This is a genomic window from Bradyrhizobium sp. SZCCHNR1053 (assembly GCF_032381235.1).
In the GTDB taxonomy this organism is placed as follows: Bacteria; Pseudomonadota; Alphaproteobacteria; order Rhizobiales; family Xanthobacteraceae; genus Bradyrhizobium.
The window spans coordinates 491,201-515,594 of the sequence record NZ_JAUHJM010000003.1; the positions used below are offsets into that span (position 1 = coordinate 491,201).

The window sequence follows — 24,394 nt, forward strand, 5'->3', positions numbered from 1 at the left end:
AGAGCGGAAAAAATAGCCGCGCGAAGCCGGAACCCAGCTCCGGCCATCGACGTTGCAGGAGGCCGTGGCGCGGCCTGCGACCGATCTCCTTTTCTGGGACCCCTTGATGTTGCCGGCTGCCGTTTCAGATGACCGTTTGCGCGCGACCGGCACCGAGGGCATCCGCGAGAGACTGAAGGCGGCAACGGCCTCGGCGCACCGCGCGCTGGATGAGGGGCTCGTTCATTTCGATCTCACCACGACGGCTCATTACCGCCGGTTCCTGCAGGCCAGCGCGGCCGCGCTGCTGCCGTTGGAGGCGGCGCTCGATCAGGCCGGGGTGGATGAACTGATCGAGGACTGGCCGCAGCGCCGACGATCGCAGGCGATCGCCAGCGATCTCGCGGATTTCGGTGCCGTGCCGGTTCCGATGGACCTTCCCGCCCCCTCGCTCGACCGTGCGGGCGTATTCGGCACGCTCTACGTGCTGGAAGGATCGCGGCTCGGCGCAGTCTATCTGCTGCGCATGGTCGCGGCCTCCGCCGATCCGCGGGTGAGACGCGCGACCCGCTATCTCGGCCATGGCGCGCGGCAGGGCTTGTGGCGCAGCTTCCTGTCACAACTCGCACAGGAGCGGACGACAGCCGACGAGGAAGTCAGGATGATCGTGAGTGCGCGCGCAGCGTTCGCGATGTTTGCGAAGGCAATGGCAGCAGCATGAACGAGCCGGTCAACCTCACCAATTGCGATCGCGAGCCGATCCATGTTCCCGGGAGCGTCCAGCCGTTTGGCTTCCTGCTGGCGCTGGTGTCGGACTTCACCATCTGCATGGCTTCGGAGAACGTGCCGGACTTTCTCGGCGGCGACATCGGTTGGCTGCTGCAGCGGCCGCTCGACGTCGTGCTCTCGGAAGCCGCCGTGACGGCGATCCGTGCCCGGGTCGACTATCTCAGCGGTCCGGACGCGGTCGAGCGCGTGTTCGGCGTCGATCTTCAGGGCCGGGGCCGGCTGTTCGACCTCGCCATCCATTTTTCCGGTGCGTATCTCGTCGTCGAGGCCGAGCCGAGCCTGATCGAGCCCGGCGTCAATTCCGGCGAATTGGTCCGGCTGATGCTCGGCCGCATCCGCAAGACGACGGGGATGATGGACCTCGCGCAGGAGGCGGCACGCCAGCTCAGGCTGCTGACCGGCTTCGATCGGGTGATGGTGTATCGCTTTCATCCGGACGGCTCGGGCGAGGTGATCGCCGAGGCCGCGGGCTCCGGCCTGGAGCCGTTCCTCGGGCTGCATTATCCGGCCTCGGACATTCCCAGGCAGGCGCGGCAGCTCTATCAGCGCAACTGGCTGCGGATCATCGCCGACATCGACGCCGCGCCGGCGCGGCTGCTGTCGACGCCGTCGCACAATGCCGGCCTGCTCGACCTGTCGATGAGCGTGCTGCGCGCGGTCTCGCCGATCCACATCGAATATCTCCGCAACATGGGCGTCGGCGCGTCGATGTCGGTCTCGATCCTGCGCGAACGCAAGCTGTGGGGCCTGTTCGCTTGCCATCACTATGCGCCGCATCACCTGTCGTTCGAGAAGCGCACTGCGGCCGAGCTGTTCGGCCAGATGTACTCCTGGCTGCTCGAGGCCCGCGAGCGGGAGACCGACGTCGCCTATGAGACGCGCGCGCATCAGATCCAGGAGCGTCTGATCGAGCGTGCGGCTCTGCACGCCCACAGCAAGCGAGCGATCCTCGACTTCGTCGCCGACTATCGGCAGATGATCGAATGCGACGGCATTGCCGTGTGGTCCGATGACGAGATCACGCTCGACGGCGAGACGCCGTCCGAAGAGGAGGTGCAGGACCTGATCGGCTTCATCAACCGGACATCCCCCGGCCGCATCTGCGCCAGCGCCGAGATTGCCAAGGTGTACGCGGCGGGCGAGGCGTTCCGCGATCGCGCCGCCGGATTTCTCGCCGTTCCGATCTCGCGGACGCCGCGCGACTGCCTGATCTTCTTCCGGCGCGAAGTGCTGCGCTCGGTCAACTGGGCGGGCGATCCCAACAAGACCTACGCTGAAGGCCCGCTCGGGCCGCGCCTCACGCCACGCAAGAGCTTCGAGCTTTGGCAGCAGACGGTGGCCGGCCAGTCGAAGCCATGGTCAGCGGCGGATCTGCGCATCGCCGAGAGCCTGCGCATCACCCTGCTGGAGGTGATCCTGCAACTGTCGGAGCTCGCCGCGCGCGAGCGCCGCGGCGCCCAGGAGCGGCAGGAGCTCATGATCGCCGAGCTCAATCACCGCGTTCGCAACATCCTCAGTCTCGTGCGCGGCCTGGTCGCGCAGAGCAAGGAGACCTCGACATCGGTCGAGGACTTCGCCGCGGTGCTCGGCGGCCGCATCCAGGCTCTGGCGCGTGCCCACGACCAGATCACCAATCTCAACTGGGCGCCGGTCGCGCTGCGCGCGCTCTTGGAGTCGGAGGCGGGCGCCTATCTCGGCTCGCGGGCCGCGCGGGTGCGGATGGAAGGGCCGGACGTCGCGCTCGACCCCAAGGCGTTCGGGACGCTCGCGCTCGTCGTGCATGAGATGATGACGAACTCGGCGAAATACGGCGCGCTGGCCGACTCCACCGGGCAGGTTCAGGTGGCGTGGCGACTGGATCCCGGCGCAAGCCTCGTCATCGACTGGAAGGAGAGCGGCGGACCTCCGGTGCAGCCGCCGACGCGGCGCGGCTTCGGCACCACCATCATCGAGCGGTCGGTGCCATTCGATCTCAAGGGCGACGCCGAGATTCGCTTTGATCTGCTCGGCGTTCAGGCCCGCTTCATGATTCCCGCCAATTTCGTCCAGTTGATTCCGGCGCCGACCGGCGCGGTCCCACGTCCCGAGCAGAAGCAGGAGCCGACGCCGCGTCTCTCAGGCGCCGCGCTGATCGTCGAGGACAATTTGATCATCGCGATGGGCGCCGAAGTGATTCTGCTCGAGCTCGGTGCGCGGCAAGTCGACACGGCGGCTTCGGTCGGTCAGGCGCTGAAGGCGATCGAGCGCGCGGTGCCGGGCTTCGCGCTGCTCGACATCAACCTCGGCGCGGAGAGCAGCCTGCCGGTCGGGCACCGGCTGAAGGAGCTCGGCGTGCCCTTCATGTTCGCCACCGGCTATGGCGAGCGCGCGCCGATTCCGCCCGAGCTGTCCGACGCGCCGATCATTCAGAAGCCGTACACGCGCGAGCTGGTCGAGAAGGCGTTGACGAGGATGATGAAGTGAGCGGGGCGCGGCGTGTGGTCGATGTGCGCGTCATGTTCGCAACGGCCATGGCGAGCGTACGTCGATGAAGCGGCGAGTTTGTCCGACGCCGTCGTACACGCGTGGGACCGTCGAGAGTCATTGACTTAGATCAAGTGAGGCGCACGCGCATCAATCTCTGGACTACGCCTTGCGGTGATTGGCATTCAGGATTTCAGTCTTGGGTTTTCTCACATCCGCGTGTTGTCTCGAATGGCACAGCACGCGTATCGTCGTCGTATCAACGCGAATTCCCACTGTTGCTGCGACAAAACAGCCCAAAAATATTGGAACGCATCCAAAGGACACCGCTGTTCTAACATTGTTTCGACAAATGGAACCTCCGCAGCCTTATTCCGAACGAAGTCATCGCCGAAACGGCGCAGCGGGGGCGCGTTGAATCGTCGGAGGTGTGATGACGAATCGAACGACGAGTTTGTTGCCGCGCGTTGCTGTCGCCGTGCTGGCGGGAGCGGCTGCGGCGACAATCGAGTTTACACCGGCATCGGCTGCTGACGAATGCCTTGCAAAGCCTGCGGGAACGCCGGCGGGGAAGCACTGGTTCTATCGCATCGATCGCGCGACGAAGAAGCAGTGCTGGTATCTGCGCGACGACGATCGCGAGGCGAAGGGCGCATCGCTCGTCACGCGTAAGCTCGCCTCGCAGAAGGAACGTGCTCAGCTCTCGTCGACCGCGGCCAATGCACGTGCCGAGATCCAATCGTCGTCCAAGGACGCCGCCGATGAGGTGAAGGTCGTGTCCTCGACACCGACCGCCGCGCCGTCTGTGCCGGCGACGTCTGCGTTTCCGTCGGTTGCCGCATTTCCGGCTGCGCCGGCGCCCGTCGCGTCAGCGCCGGCGGCGCCCGACCCGGTCGGCGCGGCTGTGAGCGAATCTGCTGTTGCGACGCGTTGGCCCGACCAGTCCGGCACGCTGCCGGCAGCGGCGGAGCCCGCCGCGCCCCGCGCGTCCTCCTACACGCTCGCGGCCGCCAGTGACACCAGCGCCGCGGAAGCGGCTGCTCCCGCGACGCCGGCGCTGGCCGCCGCGGATGCGTCGCCGGCCGTGACGCTCGGCATGTCCGGGGATGATGCGTCCAGGACGCGGATGTTTGCTTTCCTCGGCGCAGTCGCGATTGCGGGCTTCTCGATCAGCGTGCTGTTTGCGCGCGCCCGGGGCAGGCGGCAGCTTCGCATCGAGCCGGTGGCCGCCCGGCGCGTCACGCGTTGGCCGGCGGAGCCCGAGCTCGATCGCATGCACCTGCCGCCGGTGGACAGCTACTATCCGGCCCTGGCGGGACGCAGGGGTAAATCGTCGCAGCCCACCGCGCAGGTCTCGGTCGTACCGCGGGACGACGTTCGCTACGATGAGCAGTACGAGGTCGAAGACCTGCTGGCGCGCTATTCCGGACAGGAACGCCGGAATTCCTGAGCGTCAGGCGGCGGACATCTCGGAGCGGATCTCGGCGCGCAATTCGTCGATCAGCCTGAGGCCGCCCTTGGTCTCGACATGCCAGAAGGTCCAGCCGTTACAGGCCGGAAGGCCTTGCGCCACCGCGCCGATGCGGTGGATCGAGCCGACCTTGTCACCCAGCATGATGGCCCCATCGGCGCGCACCAGTGCGCCGTGGCGGCGCTTGGAGTCGACGAGCTTGGTGCCGGGCGCGATCATGCCGCGCTCGATCAGCTCCGAGAAGGCGACGCGCGGCGCTTCGCGCGCCGTCATGAACGGTGCCAGCGTTGCCTCCGGCAGCGGCTCGACCGCGGCGATGCGCTGCTCTGCTGCCTTCGCATAGACCTTGTCGCGCTCGAAGCCGATGTAGCGGCGGCCGAGGCGTTTTGCCACGGCTCCGGTCGTGCCGGTGCCGTTGAACGGATCGATCACCAGATCGCCGGGTTTCGAGGATGATAGCAGCACCCGCGCCAGCAGGCCTTCCGGCTTCTGCGTCGGATGAATTTTCTTGCCATCGCCATCCTTCAGCCGTTCCTCGCCCGTGCACAGCGGAATCAGCCAGTCCGAGCGCGCCTGGACGTCCTCGTTGGCGGCCTTCAGCACTTCGTAGTTGAACGTGTAGCCCTTCGCCTTCTCGTCCCGCGCGGCCCAGATCATGGTCTCGTGCGCGTTGGTGAAGCGGCGGCCGCGGAAGTTCGGCATCGGGTTGGACTTGCGCCAGACGATGTCGTTGAGGATCCAGAAGCCGAGATCCTGCATGATCGCGCCGACGCGGAAGATGTTGTGATAGGAGCCGATCACCCAGATCGTTGCGCTCGGCTTCATCAGGCGGCGCGCGGCGAGCAGCCAGGCGCGCGTGAAGTCGTCATAGGCGGAGAACGAGGAGAACTTGTCCCAATCGTCGTCGACCGCATCGACCTGCGATTCGTCGGGACGCTTGAGCTCGCCCTTGAGCTGCAGATTGTAGGGAGGATCTGCAAACACCAGGTCGACCGATGCGCCTGGCAGTTTCGACATCTCGGCGACGCAGTCGCCGACGATGATTCGTTGCTCTTCGAGGGTCTGAAATTTAGTGCGGGGCGCCCTTGCAGACGCCCCGCGACGCGACTCTACCATGACTCAAGAACTCTGACTCAGGCGACGCTGTCGGCGACGCGGGACCTAACAACCGACTGCCCACACATTGACCCGGCAAAGTAAAAATGGACTTAACCCGGAAAATTATTCGCATCGATGCGCACGCTTTCATCACGCGCACCAGCGACGAATTCCGTTCGTCGATGCACGATGGTCTCTGCGCAAGACGCCGATTGCGATGGGTTTTTCGCGCCGGTCGCGCGCGAGCGCAGCCGATCGAGGTTCGGCGCGGGCCGGTTTTTTTGGGCTGCGCTAGGCAAAATTTGCCGGCCGGGTTATTGATTAACACAGTGGAAATTTTACCTGTCTGCCGCGTTAGGCATTTCGTGCAGAGCCGCGCAAGAATCGTGAGGAAAGGCCGCCCATGCGTTACGATGATTTCCGTCGCAGCGACGACATCGACGACCGTCGCGACGAAGGCGGCGGGATGGGCGGTGGTATGGGTCTGCCGATCGGCGGCGGCGGCCTGGGCATCGGCACCATCATCGTGCTCGGCCTGATCGGCTATGCCTTCGGCATCGATCCGCGCATCCTGATCGGCGGCGCCGAGATGCTGAGCCATGGCGGCGCGCCGACCCAGCAGGCGGACCGGCGCTCGCCGGGCCGGACGGGCGCACCCAAGGACGAGATGGGCGACATGATCTCCGGCGTGCTCGGCGAGATCGACGACCGCTGGAGCGAGATCTTCCAGGCCAGCGGCCAGAATTATACCGGGCCCAAGATCGTGCTGTTTCGCAACAGCACCAATGGCGGCCGCTGCGGCATGGCGCAGTCTGCGATGGGACCGTTCTACTGTCCGCCGGACCGGCAGATCTTCCTCGACACCAACTTCTTCCGCGAGGTCGAGACGCGCTTCCGGGGCTGCTCGGGCAGCGCCTGCAAGTTCACCGCGGCCTACATCATTGCGCACGAGGCCGGGCACCACATCCAGAACCTGCTCGGCATCCTGCCGCGCGTGACGCGGATGCAGCAGCAGTCGGACAACAAGGCCGAAGCCAACGCGCTGCAGGTCAAGGTCGAGCTGCAGGCCGACTGCCTGTCCGGGGTCTGGGTCAATCGTGAGGCCAAGAAGCGTCCGGGCTTCCTCGAGGATGGCGACATCGACGCCGCGTTGACGACGGCCTCGGCGATCGGCGACGACACCTTGCAGCGGAAGGCGACCGGACGCGTGGTGCCGGATTCGTTCACCCATGGCTCCGCCGCGCAGCGCAAACGCTGGTTCATGATCGGCTACCAGCAGGGCACGGTGCAGGCCTGCAATACGTTCAGCGCCAGTTCGCTGTAGGGAGGCGCGATGATGGCGATCGACGAGAGCAAGAGCTTCATTCCCCTCAACATCGCCGTGCTGACGGTGTCCGACACGCGTTCGCTTGCCGACGACAAGTCCGGCACCACCCTGAGTGACCGCCTGACCGCTGCCGGCCATAGGCTCGCGGCGCGCGAGATCGTCACCGACGACGTCGAGAAGATCCGCGCGGTGGTGAAGTCGTGGATCGCCGATCCCGGCGTCGACGTCGTCATCACCACCGGCGGCACCGGCTTCACCGGCCGTGACGTCACGCCGGAAGCGATCGAGCCGCTGTTCGAGAAGCGCATGGACGGCTTCTCGATCGCTTTCCACATGCTGAGCCACGCCAAGATCGGGACGTCGACGATCCAGAGCCGGGCCACGGCCGGCGTCGCCGGCGCGACCTACATCTTCTGCCTGCCGGGATCACCGGGCGCCTGCCGCGACGGCTGGGACGGCATCCTTGCCGCCCAGCTCGACTACCGCACGCGGCCCTGCAACTTCGTCGAGATCATGCCGCGGCTCGACGAGCATCTGCGCCGGCCCAAGGCGCAGGGCGCGACGGCGTAGGGCCCCGGCACGACGACGCGCCGCGCGTCCATCGCACGCCTCACTTCGTTGGTACGATCTCGAAAGCGCCGCCGCCTTCGATTGCCGCTCCAATGAGGCCGCCCATCATGCTGGCGGCGAAATTCTGTCCGCGCGGTCCCACGACCATTCGATAGGTCTTGCCGGGCACGGCGGTGAAACGAATGTTCGACGAGCCCGGCGAGGACCATGTCGATACGGTGATCGTCGTGGCGCCCGGCGCAATCGGGCCGCTGTAGCTCTCGCCGCGGCCAAGGCTCGCCACCTTGGCGCCGTTGATCTCGATCGCCGCGGGCGCCGCCAGATAGAGGAAATCGGCCGTGCGCGAAATCGCGACCGTTGCGCGTCCTTTGGGCGCGGCGTGAGCCGCCGTCCCAGCCGCGACCCCCAACAAGCCTGCCAGCGCGGCAAGCGCCGCAAGCTTCGATCGCACCATCGATTCCATCACTGCTGATACCCGCCCCGTTCGGCGGGATACTACCGACGCGCGGGAACTTCGCAATCGGCATGCGCAACGTGTTGTGGGGGTGATCTCGGCCTACCGGCGGTTGCTGCAACCCGGGCGGTGCGGGCTACAGCTCGAGCCGCCATGTCTCGCCCGTCAGCGGGACGCCGAACATGGCGTGCGGCTCCTCGGCGATCTTGCGAAACCCGGCGCGGGCATAGATGTCGCGCGCGGCGGTGAGAATGCTTTGCGTCCACAGCTCGATCGTCCTGTAGTTCTTCTCGCGGGCGAAGCGGATGCATTGTTCGGTCAGGGCCCGGCCGACGCCGAGACCGCGGGCCTTCTTCTCGACGAGCAGCAGCCGCAGCTTGGCGGCCTCGTCGCTGCCCTTGACCAGGAAGATCGAGCCGACCGGCTCACCCGCCAGCTCGGCGATCCAGCAGTGCTCGCGCGCCGGGTCGTAGCTCCTGATGAACTGCGCGCCGATCTCGGCGACCAACGCCTCGAACGAGACGTCCCAGCCATATTCCTCGGCGTAGATGGCGCCGTGCCGTGAGACCACCCAGCCGATGTCGCCCGGGCGATGGCTGCGCAGCAGCACCGGGGAGCGGCCCGGCTGCTGCGGCTCCAGGGCGGTCTCGATCGTCGTCATTGCACCGACCAGCCGGTCGCGCACGGATGGCGCCAGCGACGCCAGCATGGCCGCGATCTCCTTCTGCGAGCTGCGGTCGAGCCTGGCATAGGCCTGTCGTCCCTTGGCGGTGAGCCCGAGCTGCTGCTGCCTGCGATCGGTCGGCAATGGCGTGCGGGTGATCAGGCCCTGCTCGTCGAAGCTCTGGACGATGCGGCTGAGATAGCCGGCATCGAGGCCGAGCGAGAGACCGATCTCCTTGGCCGAGATGGCGTCGTACTGCGCCAGCTCATAGAGCACACGCGCTTCGGCCAGCGAAAACGGACTGTCGAGCAGATGCTGGTCCAGCGCGCCGAGCTTCCTCGTGTAGAAGCGGTTGAACGCGCGAACGGCGGCGACCTGGCCGTCGGATGGGGCAGGAATCATGTGGCACCTCCAATACTTGCCATTGTCAATCAATTGATTGACTTTGGCAAGTATCGTCCCGATGCTAGACCATGACAATCCGGCTGCGCAGCATGGTCCGCGAGGAGCGGCCGAGCTGACGCAACAGGCGCGTCTCGGCACGCTTTCGATCGGGCTGGTAGCCGCCGACCTGCCGGTAATGATCGCGGGCGATCAGCAGGCCCTGGTCGCCGAGCGGTCCGACCAGGGCCCGAGCGACCGATCGCATCCGCTCGCGCAGACTGATCGCAGCGTAAGGAGACCTGGCGTAACGGAAAACGCCGGCGCGGGGCTGGCCGGCGGCGGCGACGCTCTGGACGAACTGCCTGGTTTCGTCGATCCAGCCGGGATCGAGCATCGCGCCAGCGGGCAGAAACATCAGCCAGGGCGCCCGCGCGTTCGCGGCCCCTGCCGCGAGTGCCGCGGCCTGGGAGCCCTCGAACTTCATGAAGTGGCAGCCGGCGACGTCCGCGACACGCTCGATCACGCTGGAATCGGGCGAGCGATCGACCAGCAGCACCTCGGTGACGACACCGGCCGCGGCGCCTGGCACCAGCGCGGACAGGGTGGCCACGGCGGTCTGCTCGACACCTTCGGTCGGGATGATCACGCTCAGCATGAACCTGGCATCGTTATCTGTCGCGCCTCCAGCATGACTGTTATCATCTTGTCATAGCCAAATCAGCCCGCTGCGCTGCGGAATTTTGCAGCACGTAGCGGGTCGCGCACGTTCGGGCAACGCCGAACGATTGCTATTTCAAGGTGCTGCGTTGCTGGAGCTCGCGCTTGGCTGGTTCAGTCGCCCGCCTGTGTCGGCGTGGTGCCGCCGGCGCTGTTCGGCCAGACCCAGTCGCGGATCGCCGGCATGTCCTCGCCATGCGCCCGGATGTAGCGGGTATGCTCGATCAGCGCATCGCGAAATTTCTGCTTCACATGGGCCGCGGACACGCTGAGGCCGGGCACGCGTTCGATCGCCTCGATGGCGAGGTGGAAACGGTCGAGCTCGTTGAGCACGACCATGTCGAACGGCGTCGTCGTGGTGCCTTCCTCGATGAAGCCGCGCACATGCATGCCGGCATGGTTGGTGCGGCTGTAGGTGAGGCGATGGATCAGATACGGATAGCCGTGATAGGCGAATATCACTGGCTTGTTGGCGGTGAACAGGCTGTCGAAGTCGCGGTCGCTGAGGCCATGCGGATGGTCCTGCTTCGGCTGCAGGGTCATGAGATCGACGACGTTGACGACGCGGATCTTCAGGTCGGGCAATTCCTTGCGCAGGAGGTCGACGGCTGCGAGCGTTTCCAGGGTCGGGACGTCTCCGGCGCAGGCCATCACCACGTCGGGCTCTTCGTCGGCGGGCTCGGTGCCGGCCCAAGACCAGATGCCGATGCCGGCGTCGCAATGCGTGGCGGCGTCCTGCATCGACAGCCATTGCGGCGCGGGCTGCTTGCCGGCGACGATGACGTTGATGCGGTCGTAGGTGCGCAGGCAATGGTCGGCGATCCACAACAGCGTGTTGGCGTCCGGTGGGAAGTAGATGCGGACGATATCCGCCTTCTTGTTGGCGACGAGGTCGACGAAGCCGGGATCCTGATGGCTGAAGCCGTTATGGTCCTGCCGCCAGACATGCGAGGTCAAGAGATAGTTCAGCGACGCGATCGGGCGCCGCCACGGCAGCTCGCGTGACACCTTCAGCCATTTGGCATGCTGGTTGAACATCGAATCGATGATGTGGATGAAGGCCTCGTAGCAGGAGAACAGGCCATGGCGGCCGGTGAGCAGATAGCCTTCGAGCCAGCCCTGGCAGAGATGCTCGCTCAGCACCTCCATGACGCGGCCGTCATGCGCCAGATGGACGTCATAGGGCTCGATGCCCTCCATCCACACGCGCTCGGTGACCTCGAACACCGCATCGAGCCGGTTCGACGCCGTTTCGTCGGGACCCATGATGCGGAAGTTTCGGGTCTTCGCATTCAGCGTGATCACGTCGCGCAGGAACTTGCCGAGCTCGCGCGTCGCTTCAGCGATGGTCTGGCCTGGTGAGGACACCTCGATCGCGAAAGCTTGATAGTCCGGCAGCTTGAGCTCGCGCTTGAGCAGACCGCCATTGGCATGCGGATTGGCGCCCATGCGTCGCTGCCCTTTCGGCGCCAGCGCCTGCAATTCCGGCCTGAGACGGCCATGGGCGTCGAACAGCGTCTCCGGCTCGTAGCTCTTCAGCCAGGCTTCGAGCAGCGCGAGATGCTCCGGCTTGCTGCGGGGGTTGGCAATCGGCACCTGATGGGCGCGCCAGAAGCCTTCGACCTTGAGGCCGTCGACCTCCTTCGGCCCGGTCCAGCCCTTCGGGCTGCGCAACACGATCATCGGCCAGCGCGGCCGTTGGATCGTTGCATCCGGCTGACGCGCATTCTGCTGGATGGAGCGGATGCTCGCGAGCGCAACATCGAGCGCGTCCGCCATCTGCCGATGCATCGCCTTCGGCTCCGCGCCTTCGACGAACAGCGGCTCGTATCCGTAACCTTCAAACAGGCATTTGATCTCGGCATCGCCCATGCGGCCGAGCACGGTGGGATTGGCGATCTTGTAGCCGTTGAGATGCAGGATCGGCAGCACCGCGCCGTCATGGGCCGGGTTCAGGAACTTGTTCGAATGCCAGGACGCGGCGAGAGGGCCGGTCTCGGCCTCGCCGTCGCCGACCACGCAAGCCACGATCAAATCGGGATTGTCGAACGCCGCACCATAGGCGTGGACCAGCGCGTAGCCGAGTTCACCGCCTTCATGGATCGAGCCCGGCGTTTCAGGCGCGGCATGGCTCGGGATGCCGCCGGGGAAGGAGAACTGCCGGAACAGTTTGCGCAGGCCATCGGCATCGCGCGTGATCTCCGGATAGATCTCGCTGTAGGTGCCTTCGAGATAGGTGTTGGCGACCATGCCCGGACCGCCATGGCCGGGGCCGCAGATGTAGATGACGCTGAGATCCTGCGCCTCGATGGCGCGGTTGAGATGGGCATAGATGAAGTTCAGGCCGGGCGTCGTCCCCCAGTGGCCGAGCAGGCGCGGCTTGATGTGCTCCGGTTTCAGCGGCTCGTGCAGCAGCGGATTGTCCAGCAGATAGATCTGCCCCACCGAGAGATAATTCGCCGCCCGCCAGTAGCGATCGAGCAGGTCAAGATCGTCGGCCGGGGTGGTCTGTTGGGGAGAAGTGATCTGCATGGGACCTCGCTTGCCTTCCGCTTCGCGCCTGCGGGATACTGTATGAGAGTAACGCCGCACCGTCCTGTTCCAGCGCACCTGCAGGATAGAACGGGAATGTGATGGCTGGCCTTGCGCCCGTGCAGAGCATGCGTGCGCTTTTGTTCTATTTTGTTCTTGTAATGTTCTGTTTGCGTGCTATGTCTTGGCCATGAGCCGAGCATCTTCACATGCCCTCAAGCGCCCGCCGGTCCCGGTGCCCTCCGAGCCGGCGGGCGCGCCTTCGTCAGGTCCTGGGAAGGACTTTCCCGAACTTGCGGTCGCCATCGAACGGGGCCGGCGCCGCGGCCGGGGTGCCCAATCCAACGCGAGCGGCCGCTACGAGGCGGAGGCCCGCGTTGTCTTCGATGATGGCTGGCAGAGCCTCGAGGAGCTGCCGCCGTTCAAGACGACGGTCGCGACCGACACCTCGCGCAAGGTCATCACCCGCAACGACTCGCCGGACATCGGTTTCGATCGCTCGATCAATCCGTATCGGGGCTGCGAGCACGGCTGTGTCTACTGCTTCGCGCGGCCGACCCATGCGTTTCTCGGGCTGTCGCCTGGTCTCGACTTCGAATCCAAGCTGTTCGTGAAGCCGGATGCGCCCGCGCTTCTGGAGAAGGAGCTCGCGGCCAGCGGCTACGATCCGCGGATGATCGCGATCGGCACCAACACCGATCCCTATCAGCCGATCGAGCGCGAGCGGAAGATCATGCGCGGCATCCTCGAGGTGCTGGAAAAGGTTGGCCATCCCGTCGGGATCGTCACGAAGTCGGCGCTGGTGATGCGTGATGCCGACATCCTGGCGCGGATGGCCAAGAAGAACCTGGCGAAGGTCGCGATCTCCGTGACCACGCTGGATCCGAAGCTGGCGCGCACGATGGAGCCGCGGGCCTCGACGCCGTCGAAGCGGCTGGAGGCGCTGCAGGCGCTGTCCAAGGCCGGCATTCCGACCACGGTGATGGTGGCGCCGGTGATCCCGGCGCTCAACGACAGCGAGATCGAGCGCATTCTCGATGCCGCCGCCCATGCCGGCGTCAAGGAAGCGGCCTATGTGCTGCTGCGGCTGCCGCTGGAGGTGCGCGACCTGTTCCGGGAATGGCTGCTCGAGCATTATCCCGACCGCTACCGCCACGTCTTCACCCTGATCCGCGACATGCGCGGCGGCCGCGATTACGACTCGCAATGGGGCACGCGAATGAAGGGGACAGGCCCGATGGCCTGGATGATCGGCCGCCGCTTCGAGATCGCCTGCGAGAAGCTCGGGCTGAATAAGCGTCGGACCAAGCTGACGACCGATCATTTCGTCCGGCCGAAGGGCGGCGGCCAGCAGCTCAGCCTGTTCTGAAGCGTGCGGAGAGTAGGTGGAGAGTAAGTGATGAGCGCACAAGCGAGCGTTCCGCGGTTCACCGTCATCACACTCGGTGTGTCCGAGATGCGGCGGAGCATCGCCTTCTATACATTGCTCGGCTTCGTCCGAAAATTCCGCGCGACCGGCGAGGCCGTGGCATTCTTCGAGACCGGCGGGACGGTGCTGGCGCTGTACCCGTGGGGCGCGCTCGCCGATGACGCGGGCGTGCCAGACGCACCGCGCCCCCAGGCGTTCCGAGGCGTGACGCTGGCATGGAACTGCCGCTCGGAGGCTGAGGTCGATGCGGCGCTCGCGTCGGCGGTGGAGAAAGGCGCGATGCTGCTGAGACCGGCGCAACGGACCGACTATGGCGGTTATAGCGGCTATTTCTCCGATCCGGACGGTCATGTCTGGGAAGTGGTGGTCGCGCCGGGGATTGATGTCGGCGAGGATGATCGAGTGCATCTGCCGGCGTAGTCGGTCGCCGGCAGGGGGCGAATAGCGGGGAATTGAGGCCCGTTCGGGTTGCGCCGCCGCCAGCCGTTTCGCACCATGGCGGCCATGATTCGCGATCAGTCAAAGAAGCCGGGCAGGGCGAAAGCAGCGAGCCGTGCCGTGGCGAAGAGCGCCCCTGCAAAGGCCGCGACCAAGCCTGCTGCCCCGGGTGCTGCCGGCAAGTCGGGCGCCAAGCTCGGCAAGGGCGTCATCGCGGTGGCGCCGCCGAGCTTCCGGCGTGAGCGCGCGCTGTTGAAGCAGGGGGTCTGGCCGGTCGCGGGCTGCGACGAGGCGGGACGGGGGCCGCTGGCCGGTCCGGTGGTCGCTGCGGCCGTGATTCTCGATCCTGCGCGCATCCCCAGGGGTCTCGATGATTCCAAGCGCCTGAGCGCGGAGCAGCGCGAGGCGCTGTTCGACAAGATCTGCAAGACGTCGGCGTTTGCGGTGGCCGTCGCATCGCCGGCGCGAATCGATCGCGACAACATCCTGCGTGCCTCGCTCTGGGCGCTGTCGCGCGCCGTGAGGGCGCTGCCCGAGGCGCCGAAGCACGTCTTCGTCGACGGCCGCGACCGCATCGACGTCGATTGCGGCTGCGAGGCGGTGATTGGCGGCGATGGTCTGGTGATGTCGATTGCGGCCGCCTCGATCGTCGCCAAGGTCACGCGCGACCGGCTGATGTGCGCGCTGGCGCAGGATTGCCCGGGTTACGGCTTCGAGCAGCACAAGGGCTATGCTGTGCCGGAGCATCTCGCCGCATTGGACCGGCTCGGCCCCTCGGTGCATCATCGCAGCCTGTTCGCGCCTGTCGTCGCCGCCCGGCGCAAGCATCAGCCGTGGACCGATGTGCCGGAGCCGGATCTTTTCGCGGAGGTGACTGTGGTGACATCCACCGAAATCTCGCTCGAGGTCTGATGCAGGTTGCCTCGCGGGCCCCGCGGTCTTAATAGTTTTTGTCAGCCAGCCAGCACGAAGTGTCACCCCTCGCAGCAGGGGCGGTGTTGTGCGCCCCGATCGTGCGGTATCGATTGCGGGCGTCGGACAGCGAGGCTGCTGCGGATGAGCGACGGTCCTGCCGGCCTCCTCGACGTCCTCAGCGATTCAGCCAAGCGATCCAGCCGTTCATGCGTTTCACGTCACTGGTTGTCGAACTGATCCGCGCAAGGCCGCGGCTGGTCGTCGTCATCGTGGTGCTGTGCCAGGCCCTGATGTGGCTCGGCGTGGCCATGCTGTTCTATCGCAGTCCACCCGGCCAGCTTGCCACCACCATCGCGTTCGGACGCGAGTACCAGGTCGGCACCGATCTCGGCCCGCCACTGTCGTTCTGGCTGTCGGACATCGCCTATCGCCTCGCCGGCAACCACCTGTTCGGCGTCTACGTGCTGGCCGTGCTGTGCTCGGCCCTGGGTCTGTGGGTGATGTATCTCCTGGCGGGGGCGATCGTCGGCGGCCAGCAGGCGGTGCTCGCCGTGCTGCTGACCATGACCATCACCGCGTTCGGTGCACCCACGCTGGAATTCGGTCCGGAGGTGCTGGCGCGTCCGCTCTGGGCGCTGCTGCTGCTCCATAGCTGGCGGATTCTCGGCGAGGGCCGGCGCAACGCCTGGTTTGCCTGGTCGATCGAGGCCGGCCTGCTGCTGCTGACCACCTCGGCCGCGGCGGGCCTGCTGCTGCTGATCGCCGGCTTCGTGGTCTCCACCGCGCAGGGCCGCCGGGTGCTGCGCTCGTTCGATCCGCTGTTCGCGCTGCTGGTGGTGCTGGCGCTGGCGCTGCCCTACCTCATCTTCGTGCTGCGCGCCGACAGCGTCGGGCTGCCGGCGCTGCCCGTTCTCGCCGAGCTCTCGGTGCGCGCCTGGCATTGGCTCGCCTTGGCTGGCGGGGCGCTGCTGGCGATCTCGGCCATGGTGCTGCTGGTGCTGCTCGACGCCAGCTGGATCAGCCGCAGCGAGACCGACGCCCCGATCATCTACCGCCGTTCGGTCCCGCCGCTCGCCCGCGACTTCGTCTATTGCTTCGCGATCGCACCGACCCTGGCGGGCAGCCTGATCTCCGGCCTGTTCGGTCTGCCCACGGTGTTCGGCGGCGTCGCCGTCACCTTGACGATGGTCGGCCTCGCGCTGGTGGTCGCGTCCGGCGATCTGATCTATCTGCGCCGCCAGCGGCTGTTGCGCACGGTGTGGGCGGCTGCGGTCGCTGCACCCGCGGTTTTCGTTGCCGGCAGCGCCGTGATTCAGCCCGTGATCGGCGAGGGCGAGGTCGCGACGTCGATGCCGGCCCGCGACATCGCCCGCTTCTTCGTCGAGAGTTTTGAGCGCCGTACCAACCAGCGGCTGCAGGCGGTCGCCGGCGATCCGCAACTCGCCAGCCTGGTCGCGCTCGGTCGCCGCCGCGCGCATCTGTTCCTCGATGCCACCCCGCAGCGGACACCCTGGGTCACGCCGGCGAAATTCGCCGAGAGCGGCGGCGTCGTGGTGTGGCGCGCCTCCGACACGGTCGGCACCCCACCGCCTGACATCGCCCAGCGCTTTCCCGGGCTGGTGCCGGAGGTGCCGCGCAGCTTCGACTGGCTGATCAACGGCCGCCAGCCGGTGCTGCGCATCGGCTGGGCCATCGTGCGGCCGAGGGGGCCTTAGCGCTTTCCATGCGAGCCGTCATTGCGGGGAGCGAAGCGACGAAGCAATCCAGGGCTGCGCGCGTGACTCTGGATTGCTTCGCTGCGCCGCTGCGCTCGCAATGACGGAAGCGAATTGGGTCTTCAGACCGCTATCACCGTCGCGATTGCGCGCAGATCCTGCCAGGACAGCCGCTTATAGGACGGCGAGCGCAACAGATAGGCCGGATGGAAGGTCGCGATCGCGCGGATCGTCCGCTTGCCGGTGTCGTAGTCGCGCCATTTGCCGCGCACGCGCATAATGCCCTCGGTGGTACCGAGCAGCGACTGGGTCGAGGGATTGCCGAGCGTCACCAGCACATCGGGATCGACCAGCTCGATCTGGCGGCGAATGAACGGCAGGCAGATCTGCGTCTCCTGCGGCGTTGGCGTGCGGTTGCCGGGCGGGCGCCAGGGAATGACATTGGCGATGTAGACCTTGCTGCGGTCGAGCCCGATCGCGCCGATCATGCGGTCGAGCAGCTTGCCGGAGCGGCCGACGAATGGCAGGCCCTCGATGTCCTCGTCGCGGCCGGGCGCCTCGCCGACCAGCATGATGCGCGCCTGCGGATTGCCGTCGGCGAACACCAGCCGCGACGCCGTCTGCTTCAGCGCGCAGCCGTCGAAAGTCTCCAGGAGCTCGCGCAGCGCCTCCAGGGTCGGCGCCGTCCGCGCCGCCTCGCGGGCCGAGGCGACGGCCGCTTCCGGCGGAGGCGGCGGTTCTCCGCGCGGCGGAATGATCGCCGGCGCGGCCGGCCGGCCGGGCTGCGTCGGCGCCTGACGGGCGACGGGGGCCGCGGCGGGGAACGAAACCGCCTCGGGCTCGACCAGCCGGTTGATCGGCTCGTCGGCCAAGGCGCAATCGACCCCGGCCTCCAGATAGAAGGCGAGCAGTTGCCGGACGTCGGGGAGGGGCTCGGGAGTCATCATGATCGATCGCCGCGGCAGTGTACGCTGCCTCGGCGCATGGCGGAATGCATTTCGGTGGTTGTCCTGCCCCGAAAAATCGGAAACAAGAGTTTGGAATAACCCAAAAAGGGACGGAACGCCCTAGTGTTCCGGCGCCAGCCGTCGCTCCCCCTCCGGACCAGTCTTCAGCGAACGGTGAACGCCTTCAGGAACCCTAGTTAAGTCATTGTTGCCATTGCAGCTCCGGGTTTGACCTTTGCACGCGCCAGGGGGCGGCAGAGGTCGGGTCCCCTGCACCGGCCGGGCCTGAGATCGAGAGAGATGAGCACCGAAGAATTACCTCCGCGCGAATCCATGGAGTTCGACGTCGTCATCGTCGGCGCCGGCCCCTCGGGCCTGTCCGCCGCGATCCGGCTGAAGCAGCTCAATGCCGACCTCAACATCGTCGTGGTCGAGAAGGGCTCCGAGGTCGGCGCGCACATTCTGTCCGGTGCGGTGATCGATCCGGCGGCGCTCGACAAGCTCATCCCCGACTGGCGCTCGGACGACGATTGCCCGCTGAAGACCCAGGTCAAGGTCGACAAGTTCTTCTGGATGACCGAGAGCAGCGCGATCTCGCTGCCCGGCTTCGCGATGCCGCCGCTGATGGACAACCATCACTGCTACATCGGTTCGCTCGGCAATGTCTGCCGTTGGCTGTCGCGCAAGGCCGAGGCGCTCGGCGTCGAGATCTATCCGGGCTTCGCGGCCACCGAGGTGCTCTATGACGAGCAGGGCGCGGTGCGCGGCATCGCCACCGGCGACATGGGCATCGGCAAGGACGGCAAGCCGAAATCCTCGTTCACGCGCGGCATGGAGCTGCTTGGCAAGTACACGCTGTTCGCGGAAGGCGCGCGCGGCAGCCTGTCCAAGCAGCTGATCGCGAAATTCGCATTGGACGCCAAGAGCGAGCCGGCGAAATTCGGCATCGGCCTCAAGGAAGTCTGGCAGATCGATCCCGCCAAGCACCAGAAGGGGCTGATCCAGCATTCCTTCGGCTGGCCGCTCGACATGAAGACCGGCGGCGGCTCGTTCCTGTATCACTACGACGACAATCTGGTCGCAGTCGGTTTCGTCGTCCACCTGAACTACGACGATCCCTATCTGTCGCCGTTCGAGGAATTCCAGCGCTTCAAGACGCACCCGTCGATCCGCGGCGTGTTCGAAGGCGGCAAGCGCCTCGCCTACGGCGCGCGCGCCATCACCGAAGGCGGCTATCAGTCGGTGCCGCGGCTGTCGTTCGAGGGCGGCGCGCTGATCGGCTGCGCCGCGGGCTTCGTCAACGTGCCGCGCATCAAGGGCGTGCACAACGCGATGGGCAGCGCGATGCTCGCGGCCGAGCACGTCAATGCCGCGCTCGCATCCGGCCGCGCCAATGACGAGCTGGTCAGTTACGAGAACGCCTGGCGCGGCTCGCCAGTCGGCGATGATCTGTTCAAGGTCCGCAACGTCAAGCCGCTATGGTCGAAGTTCGGCACGGTGCTCGGCGTCGCGCTCGGCGGCTTCGACATGTGGTGCAACACGCTCGGTTTCTCGTTGTTCGGCACCCGGTCGCACGTCAAGCCCGATCGCGCCACGCTTGATCCGGCCAAGGCGCATCAGCCGAAGCCTGCGATGAAGCCGGACGGCAAGCTGACCTTCGACCGGTTGTCTTCGGTGTTCCTGTCCAACACCAATCACGAGGAAGACCAGCCGGTGCATCTGAAGGTCGCCGACATGGCGCTGCAGAAGAGCTCCGAGCACGACGTCTATGCCGGGCCGTCCAACCGCTATTGCCCGGCGGGCGTCTACGAATGGGTCGAGGAGGGCGCCACCCCGCGCTTTGTGATCAACGCGCAGAACTGCGTCCACTGCAAGACCTGCGACGTCAAGGATCCCAACGGCAACATCACCTGGGTTCCTCCGGAAGGAGGCGGTGGGCCGAACTACGAGGCGATGTAGCCTCGCATAACGCACGATTGCGTGAGTCGGCTGCTCCGGGGAGGGCAGCCGGCCACGATACGGCCATACTGGCGCGGTTTGACGCGGGTCACCTTCGCCAAAGGGGCCTCCGGCTGACCCGAATATCCTGCAAATCCTTGCGGTTGGCCGCCAAACGCGGCATTGTCGGCGCCTTGAAGAGCTGCCGATCGGGGTCGTGTCCGTACCGATCCGTCATTTCCAACAACCAGAGCGCACCGTGATGTTGTCAATTCGCAATCGCTGGACCGCAATTGCCGTTTCTGCCTTGCTGCTCCCCGGTGCCGTCCTGGCCCAGACGCCGGATCATCCTGCGGATAACGCCGCGAAGTTTCCGACCAGCGTCGATCTGAAGTCGCTCACCACCTCGGGCAGCTATCTGGCGGCCCGCCACGCCAGCGTCGAGCGCGACGCGGCCTCGGCGGCGGCGTTCTACCGCTCGGCGCTACGTAGCGACCCGAAGAACAACGAGCTGCTCGACCGCGCCTTCATCTCCTCGGTCGCCGATGGCGACATCGACGAGGCCGTGAAGCTGGCCGAGCGCGTGCTCACGATCGACAAGGCGAACCGCATCGCGCGCCTCGTTGTCGGCGTGCAGGACATCAAGCAGAAGAAATACACAGCCGCCCAGACCAACATCAACCAATCGGTGCGCGGGCCGATCACCGATCTCGTCGCCACCTTGCTGTCGGCGTGGGCCGCGGCCGGTGCGGGCGATTCGAAGACCGCCGTCGCCAATATCGACAAGCTGACTGGTCCCGAATGGTATCCGCTGTTCAAGGACCTCCATGCCGGCATGATCCTGGAGCTGGCCGGCAAGGAGAAGGACGCCGGCACGCGGTTCGAGCGCGCCTACAAGCTCGACGATTCGATGCTGCGCATCACCGAGGCCTATGCGCATTGGCTGTCGCGCAACAAGGATGCGGCCGCCGCGACCGCGATCTATGAAGCCTTCGACAAGAAGCTCGCGCGCCATCCGCTGGTGCAGGAGGGCCTGCGCGAGACCAAGGCCGGCAAGAAGCTGCCGTCGCTGGTCGATTCGGCGCAGGCCGGCGCCGCCGAGGCGCTGTACGGCATCGGCGCCACTTTGAGCCGCCGCGGCGGCGAGGATCTGGCGCTGGTCTATCTGCAGCTCGCGCTGCATCTGCAGCCGAATCATCCGTTGGCGCTGCTGTCGCTCGCCGATCTCTACGAGACCGTGAAGAAGCCGCAGATGGCGATCAAGGTCTATGAGCGTGTGCCGGCGAGCTCGCCGTTGAAGCGCAATGCGCAGATCCAGCTCGCCACCGATCTCGACAGCGCCGACCGCAGCGACGAGGCGATCAAGATCCTCAAGGACGTCATTGCGCAGGATCCGAAGGATCTCGAGGCGATCATGGCGCTCGGCAACATCGAGCGCGGCCGCAAGAAGTTCGCCGACTGCGCCAAGACCTATTCGCTCGGCGTCGATTCGCTGCCGGTGAACAATGAAAAGGCCAACAGCGTCTATTACTACTACCGCGGCATCTGCCTGGAGCGCTCCAAGCAGTGGCCGAAGGCTGAGGCCGACATGCGCAAGGCCCTCGAGCTGCAGCCTGACCAGCCGCATGTGCTGAACTATCTCGGCTATTCCTGGATCGACCAGGGCATCAATCTCGACGAAGGCATGAAGATGATCAAGCGTGCCGTCGAGCAGCGGCCGGACGATGGCTACATCGTCGACTCGCTCGGCTGGGCCTATTACCGCATCGGCAATTACGAGGAGGCGGTCAAGAACCTCGAGCGCGCGATCGACCTCAAGCCTGAGGATCCGACCATCAACGACCATCTCGGCGACGCCTATTGGCGCATCGGCCGCAAGCTGGAAGCCAAGTTCCAGTGGGCCCATGCCCGCGACCTGAAGCCCGAGGCCGAGGAGCTGCCGAAGATCGAGGCCAAGATCCAGAACGGCCTGACTGATGATCCGGCACCCGCTGCGGCCAGCAACGACACCAAGGATACGCCGTCCGACGCCAAGAAGGACGACGGCAAGGGCGGCTAGGTCGTCCTGATTACGATGTGAGAGCCATCACGGGCTCCTCGGCTTGCCGGGGAGCCCGGATGATTTTGATGAAGGGTGTGGCGGTTGCCGGCCACGTTCGCTTCGGCCTCGGGCCGCGGCGAGTTGGCATCTGAGCTCCACCACCGAACATGCTGGGGGCATTGCGCCGATGTTGGCGTCCACGGTCACCGGCGCGCTGCAGGAGCAGGGGCGCGCCAAGGTCAATCTGACCCTGCGGGTCGTCGGCCGCCGGGTCGACGGCTATCATGATCTCGAAAGCGTCGTCGCCTTTGCGGATTGCGCGGACCAGCTCGCGCTGGTACCGGGGCCGGAGCTGACGCTGACCACGACCGGACCTCTGGCAGAGGCCTGTGGCGAGACCACGGACAATCTGGTGCTGAAGGCGGCGCGTCTGCTGGCGGAGGCCGTTCCCGGCCTGAAGCTCGGCGCGTTCACGCTGGAGAAGGTGCTGCCGGTCGCCGCCGGCATCGGCGGCGGCTCGGCCGATGCCGCAGCGGCGCTGCGGTTGCTGGCGAAGCTGAACGGCCTGTCGCTGGACGATCCGCGCCTCACTGCGGTTGCCTTGAAGACCGGCGCCGACGTGCCGGTTTGCGTGCCCTCGCGCGCCTGCACCATGACCGGCGTCGGCGAGAACCTGCAGCCGCTTGCGCTTCCCGTCCTGCCCTGCGTGATGATCAATCCGCGGGTGCCGGTCGCGACCAAGGACGTGTTCCAGGCGCTCGGCCTGAAGCCTGGCGAGCTGCTGGTCGGCGTGACCGATGTCCTCACGGCGCCGTCCTGGCCGCAGGCCGGCGCATCGGTCGGAGACTGGATCGCTGCACTCGATCAGGTGAAGAACGATCTGGAGCCGCCCGCCCTGAAGGTGCAGTCGATCATCGGCACGGTGCTCGACGCGCTGCGCGCGAGTTCAGGCGTGCTGCTGGCGCGCATGTCCGGCTCCGGCGCGACCTGCTTTGCGATCTATGGCAGCGAGGCGGATGCAAAGTCGGCCGGCGCTGCGATCGCAGCCGCGCACCCTGAATGGTGGGTGCATGCGGGGACGCTGAGCTAGTTTGCTGGCTCGGCCCCCGTTGCGAGCGAAGCATCGAGACTCTTTGCTGCGGCCCTGGATCGCGTCGTCGCTACGCTCCTCGCGATGCCGGCGCGCTGATGATTCGTAGGGTGGGCAAAGGCGCAGCCTGGCTGCAGCCCGGCACAAGGTCGTGGCGGCGCCGTGCCCACCGTCTGACCGCGGGGCACGACGCCCGATGGTGGGCACGGCGCCATTGCAGCGTGATTTGTCGCATCAGCTGGGCAGGCGCCTTTGCCCACCCTACAGAACTTGCTTGGGTGACGGTCTCTCGGTAGACGGACGAACTAATGCGATCGCGCCAGGCAGAACGCCACCACCTGCTCCAGCGCCGCCTTCATCGGTGACGCCGGAAACAGCGCCAGCGCGTCGACGGCCATGGCGCCATAGTGATGCGCGCGGCTGATCGTGTCCTCCAAGGCGCGGTGCTTGTTCATCAGCCCGATCGCATGGTCGAGATCGTGATCGCTGATCTCGCCGCGCTCCAGCGCCTTGATCCAGAAGGCACGCTCGCTGTCGCTGCCGCGGCGGAACGCCAGCACCACCGGCAGCGTGATCTTGCCCTCGCGGAAATCGTCGCCGACGTTCTTGCCGAGCTTGGCGGCCTTGCCGCCATAGTCGAGCACGTCGTCGACGAGCTGGAAGGCGATGCCGAGATTCATGCCGAAAGACCGGGATGCGGCCTGCTCGGCCTTGGGACGGTCGGCGAGCACCGGGCCGACCTCACAGGCGGCAGCGAACAGTTCCGCCGTCTTGCCGCGGATCACGGCGAGATATTCGTCCTCGGTCGTTGCGGTGTTCTTGGCGGCGGCAAGCTGCATCACCTCGCCTTCGGCAATCGTGGCTGCGGCGGCCGAGAGAATGTCGAGCGCGCGCAGCGAGCCGACCTCGACCATCATGCGGAACGCCTGGCCGAGCAGGAAGTCGCCGACCAGCACGCTGGCCTCGTTGCCCCACAGCATGCGCGCCGACAATTTGCCGCGGCGCATTTCGCTCTCGTCAACCACGTCGTCATGGAGCAGCGTCGCCGTATGCATGAACTCGACGGCCGCGGCGAGCTTGACGTGACCATCGCCGGTGTAGTCGGTGAGATGCGCCATCGCCAGCGTCAGCATCGGCCGCAACCGCTTGCCGCCGGAGGAGATCAGGTGGTTTGCGACCTCCGGGATCATCGTGACGTCCGAGCCGGTGCGCGACAAAATCGTAGCGTTGACCCGTTCCATGTCGGCTGCGACCAGCGCGACCAGCCCATCGATGGAGGCTCCCGATGGACTCTCGAAAGGTACGATAACCGCCACTCTGGTCTCCGATTTTGCTATGCTCGAAACGACAATAGAAACTGCGGCCGCAGGCGGCAAGGGCAGACACGGAACCTTGACCCGAGCCGTCTTGACCCGAGCCTTCTTGACCCAAGC

19 protein-coding genes are annotated in these 24,394 nt (G+C 66.2%); 12 read left to right on the forward strand and 7 right to left on the reverse strand.

Annotation, left to right across the window (positions count from 1 at the left end; genetic code table 11):
• The first annotated feature begins 106 nt into the window (after positions 1–106).
• From QX051_RS11445 to QX051_RS11455, 3 genes are all read left to right on the forward strand, one after another.
• A complete protein-coding gene (locus QX051_RS11445; RefSeq protein WP_315776162.1) occupies positions 107–700 on the forward strand; it encodes a biliverdin-producing heme oxygenase in 594 nt (197 codons plus the stop codon).
• The gene (locus QX051_RS11450) at positions 697–3,231 is read left to right on the forward strand and encodes an HWE histidine kinase domain-containing protein (RefSeq protein ID WP_315776163.1); all 2,535 of its coding nucleotides are present in this window, start codon (positions 697–699) and stop codon (positions 3,229–3,231) included. Before QX051_RS11445 ends, QX051_RS11450 begins: the two co-directional genes overlap by 4 nt.
• Positions 3,232–3,664: 433 nt before the next feature.
• Positions 3,665–4,681 (forward strand): hypothetical protein, encoded by a 1,017-nt coding sequence (locus QX051_RS11455; RefSeq protein WP_315776164.1) that lies wholly within the window; start codon positions 3,665–3,667, stop codon positions 4,679–4,681.
• 3 nt (positions 4,682–4,684) lie between these two features.
• On the opposite strand, the gene QX051_RS11460 is transcribed toward QX051_RS11455, so the two are convergent.
• Positions 4,685–5,818 carry a site-specific DNA-methyltransferase gene (locus QX051_RS11460; RefSeq protein WP_315776165.1) on the reverse strand — a complete coding sequence of 378 codons (1,134 nt, stop codon included), beginning with the start codon at positions 5,816–5,818 and terminating at the stop codon, positions 4,685–4,687.
• A 385-nt stretch (positions 5,819–6,203) separates the two neighbouring features.
• Between QX051_RS11460 and QX051_RS11465 the strand changes: the two genes are divergently transcribed.
• Both QX051_RS11465 and moaB read left to right on the forward strand, forming a co-directional pair.
• Entirely contained in the window at positions 6,204–7,124 is a 921-nt protein-coding gene (locus QX051_RS11465) for a neutral zinc metallopeptidase (protein WP_315776166.1), read from the forward strand.
• A 9-nt stretch (positions 7,125–7,133) separates the two neighbouring features.
• Positions 7,134–7,697 carry a molybdenum cofactor biosynthesis protein B gene (gene moaB, locus QX051_RS11470; RefSeq protein ID WP_315739947.1) on the forward strand — a complete coding sequence of 188 codons (564 nt, stop codon included), beginning with the start codon at positions 7,134–7,136 and terminating at the stop codon, positions 7,695–7,697.
• Positions 7,698–7,737: 40 nt separating this feature from the next.
• Here moaB and QX051_RS11475 read toward each other — a convergent pair whose 3' ends face one another.
• From QX051_RS11475 to QX051_RS11490, 4 genes are all read right to left on the reverse strand, one after another.
• On the reverse strand, positions 7,738–8,151 hold the full coding sequence (locus tag QX051_RS11475; RefSeq protein ID WP_315776167.1) for a hypothetical protein: 414 nt from the start codon (positions 8,149–8,151) through the stop codon (positions 7,738–7,740).
• A gap of 136 nt (positions 8,152–8,287) precedes the next feature.
• Positions 8,288–9,217 carry a helix-turn-helix domain-containing GNAT family N-acetyltransferase gene (locus QX051_RS11480; RefSeq protein ID WP_315776168.1) on the reverse strand — a complete coding sequence of 310 codons (930 nt, stop codon included), beginning with the start codon at positions 9,215–9,217 and terminating at the stop codon, positions 8,288–8,290.
• 64 nt (positions 9,218–9,281) lie between these two features.
• Positions 9,282–9,854 carry a glycosyl transferase gene (locus tag QX051_RS11485; protein ID WP_315739950.1) on the reverse strand — a complete coding sequence of 191 codons (573 nt, stop codon included), beginning with the start codon at positions 9,852–9,854 and terminating at the stop codon, positions 9,282–9,284.
• 176 nt (positions 9,855–10,030) lie between these two features.
• Positions 10,031–12,448 (reverse strand): phosphoketolase family protein, encoded by a 2,418-nt coding sequence (locus QX051_RS11490; RefSeq protein WP_315776169.1) that lies wholly within the window; start codon positions 12,446–12,448, stop codon positions 10,031–10,033.
• Positions 12,449–12,638: 190 nt separating this feature from the next.
• On the opposite strand from QX051_RS11490, the gene QX051_RS11495 reads away from it, so the two are divergent.
• The 4 genes from QX051_RS11495 (at position 12,639) to QX051_RS11510 (ending at position 16,945) form a co-directional block, all read left to right on the forward strand.
• Positions 12,639–13,817: a PA0069 family radical SAM protein gene (locus tag QX051_RS11495; RefSeq protein ID WP_315773972.1), complete on the forward strand. Its 1,179-nt coding sequence runs from the start codon at positions 12,639–12,641 to the stop codon at positions 13,815–13,817.
• 30 nt (positions 13,818–13,847) lie between these two features.
• Positions 13,848–14,297, forward strand: coding sequence for a VOC family protein (locus QX051_RS11500; protein WP_315757057.1), 450 nt, complete (start codon positions 13,848–13,850; stop codon positions 14,295–14,297).
• Positions 14,298–14,372: 75 nt separating this feature from the next.
• A complete protein-coding gene (locus tag QX051_RS11505) occupies positions 14,373–15,227 on the forward strand; it encodes a ribonuclease HII (RefSeq protein WP_315757058.1) in 855 nt (284 codons plus the stop codon).
• A 209-nt stretch (positions 15,228–15,436) separates the two neighbouring features.
• Positions 15,437–16,945 (forward strand): glycosyltransferase family 39 protein, encoded by a 1,509-nt coding sequence (locus QX051_RS11510; protein ID WP_315776170.1) that lies wholly within the window; start codon positions 15,437–15,439, stop codon positions 16,943–16,945.
• A gap of 122 nt (positions 16,946–17,067) precedes the next feature.
• Here QX051_RS11510 and QX051_RS11515 read toward each other — a convergent pair whose 3' ends face one another.
• The gene (locus QX051_RS11515; RefSeq protein WP_315776265.1) at positions 17,068–17,889 is read right to left on the reverse strand and encodes a uracil-DNA glycosylase; all 822 of its coding nucleotides are present in this window, start codon (positions 17,887–17,889) and stop codon (positions 17,068–17,070) included.
• A 303-nt stretch (positions 17,890–18,192) separates the two neighbouring features.
• Between QX051_RS11515 and QX051_RS11520 the strand changes: the two genes are divergently transcribed.
• The 3 genes from QX051_RS11520 to QX051_RS11530 all read left to right on the forward strand — a co-directional run bounded on the left by QX051_RS11520 (position 18,193) and on the right by QX051_RS11530 (position 22,961).
• Positions 18,193–19,851, forward strand: a complete 1,659-nt coding sequence (locus tag QX051_RS11520; RefSeq protein ID WP_315776171.1) for an electron transfer flavoprotein-ubiquinone oxidoreductase — start codon at positions 18,193–18,195, stop codon at positions 19,849–19,851.
• Between the two features lie 241 nt (positions 19,852–20,092).
• On the forward strand, positions 20,093–21,889 hold the full coding sequence (locus QX051_RS11525) for a tetratricopeptide repeat protein (protein WP_315773965.1): 1,797 nt from the start codon (positions 20,093–20,095) through the stop codon (positions 21,887–21,889).
• Between the two features lie 169 nt (positions 21,890–22,058).
• Complete coding sequence (locus QX051_RS11530) at positions 22,059–22,961, forward strand: 4-(cytidine 5'-diphospho)-2-C-methyl-D-erythritol kinase (protein ID WP_315776172.1); 903 nt, start codon at positions 22,059–22,061, stop codon at positions 22,959–22,961.
• Between the two features lie 305 nt (positions 22,962–23,266).
• On the opposite strand, the gene QX051_RS11535 is transcribed toward QX051_RS11530, so the two are convergent.
• Positions 23,267–24,277 carry a polyprenyl synthetase family protein gene (locus tag QX051_RS11535; protein WP_315739959.1) on the reverse strand — a complete coding sequence of 337 codons (1,011 nt, stop codon included), beginning with the start codon at positions 24,275–24,277 and terminating at the stop codon, positions 23,267–23,269.
• Positions 24,278–24,394: the final 117 nt, after the last annotated feature.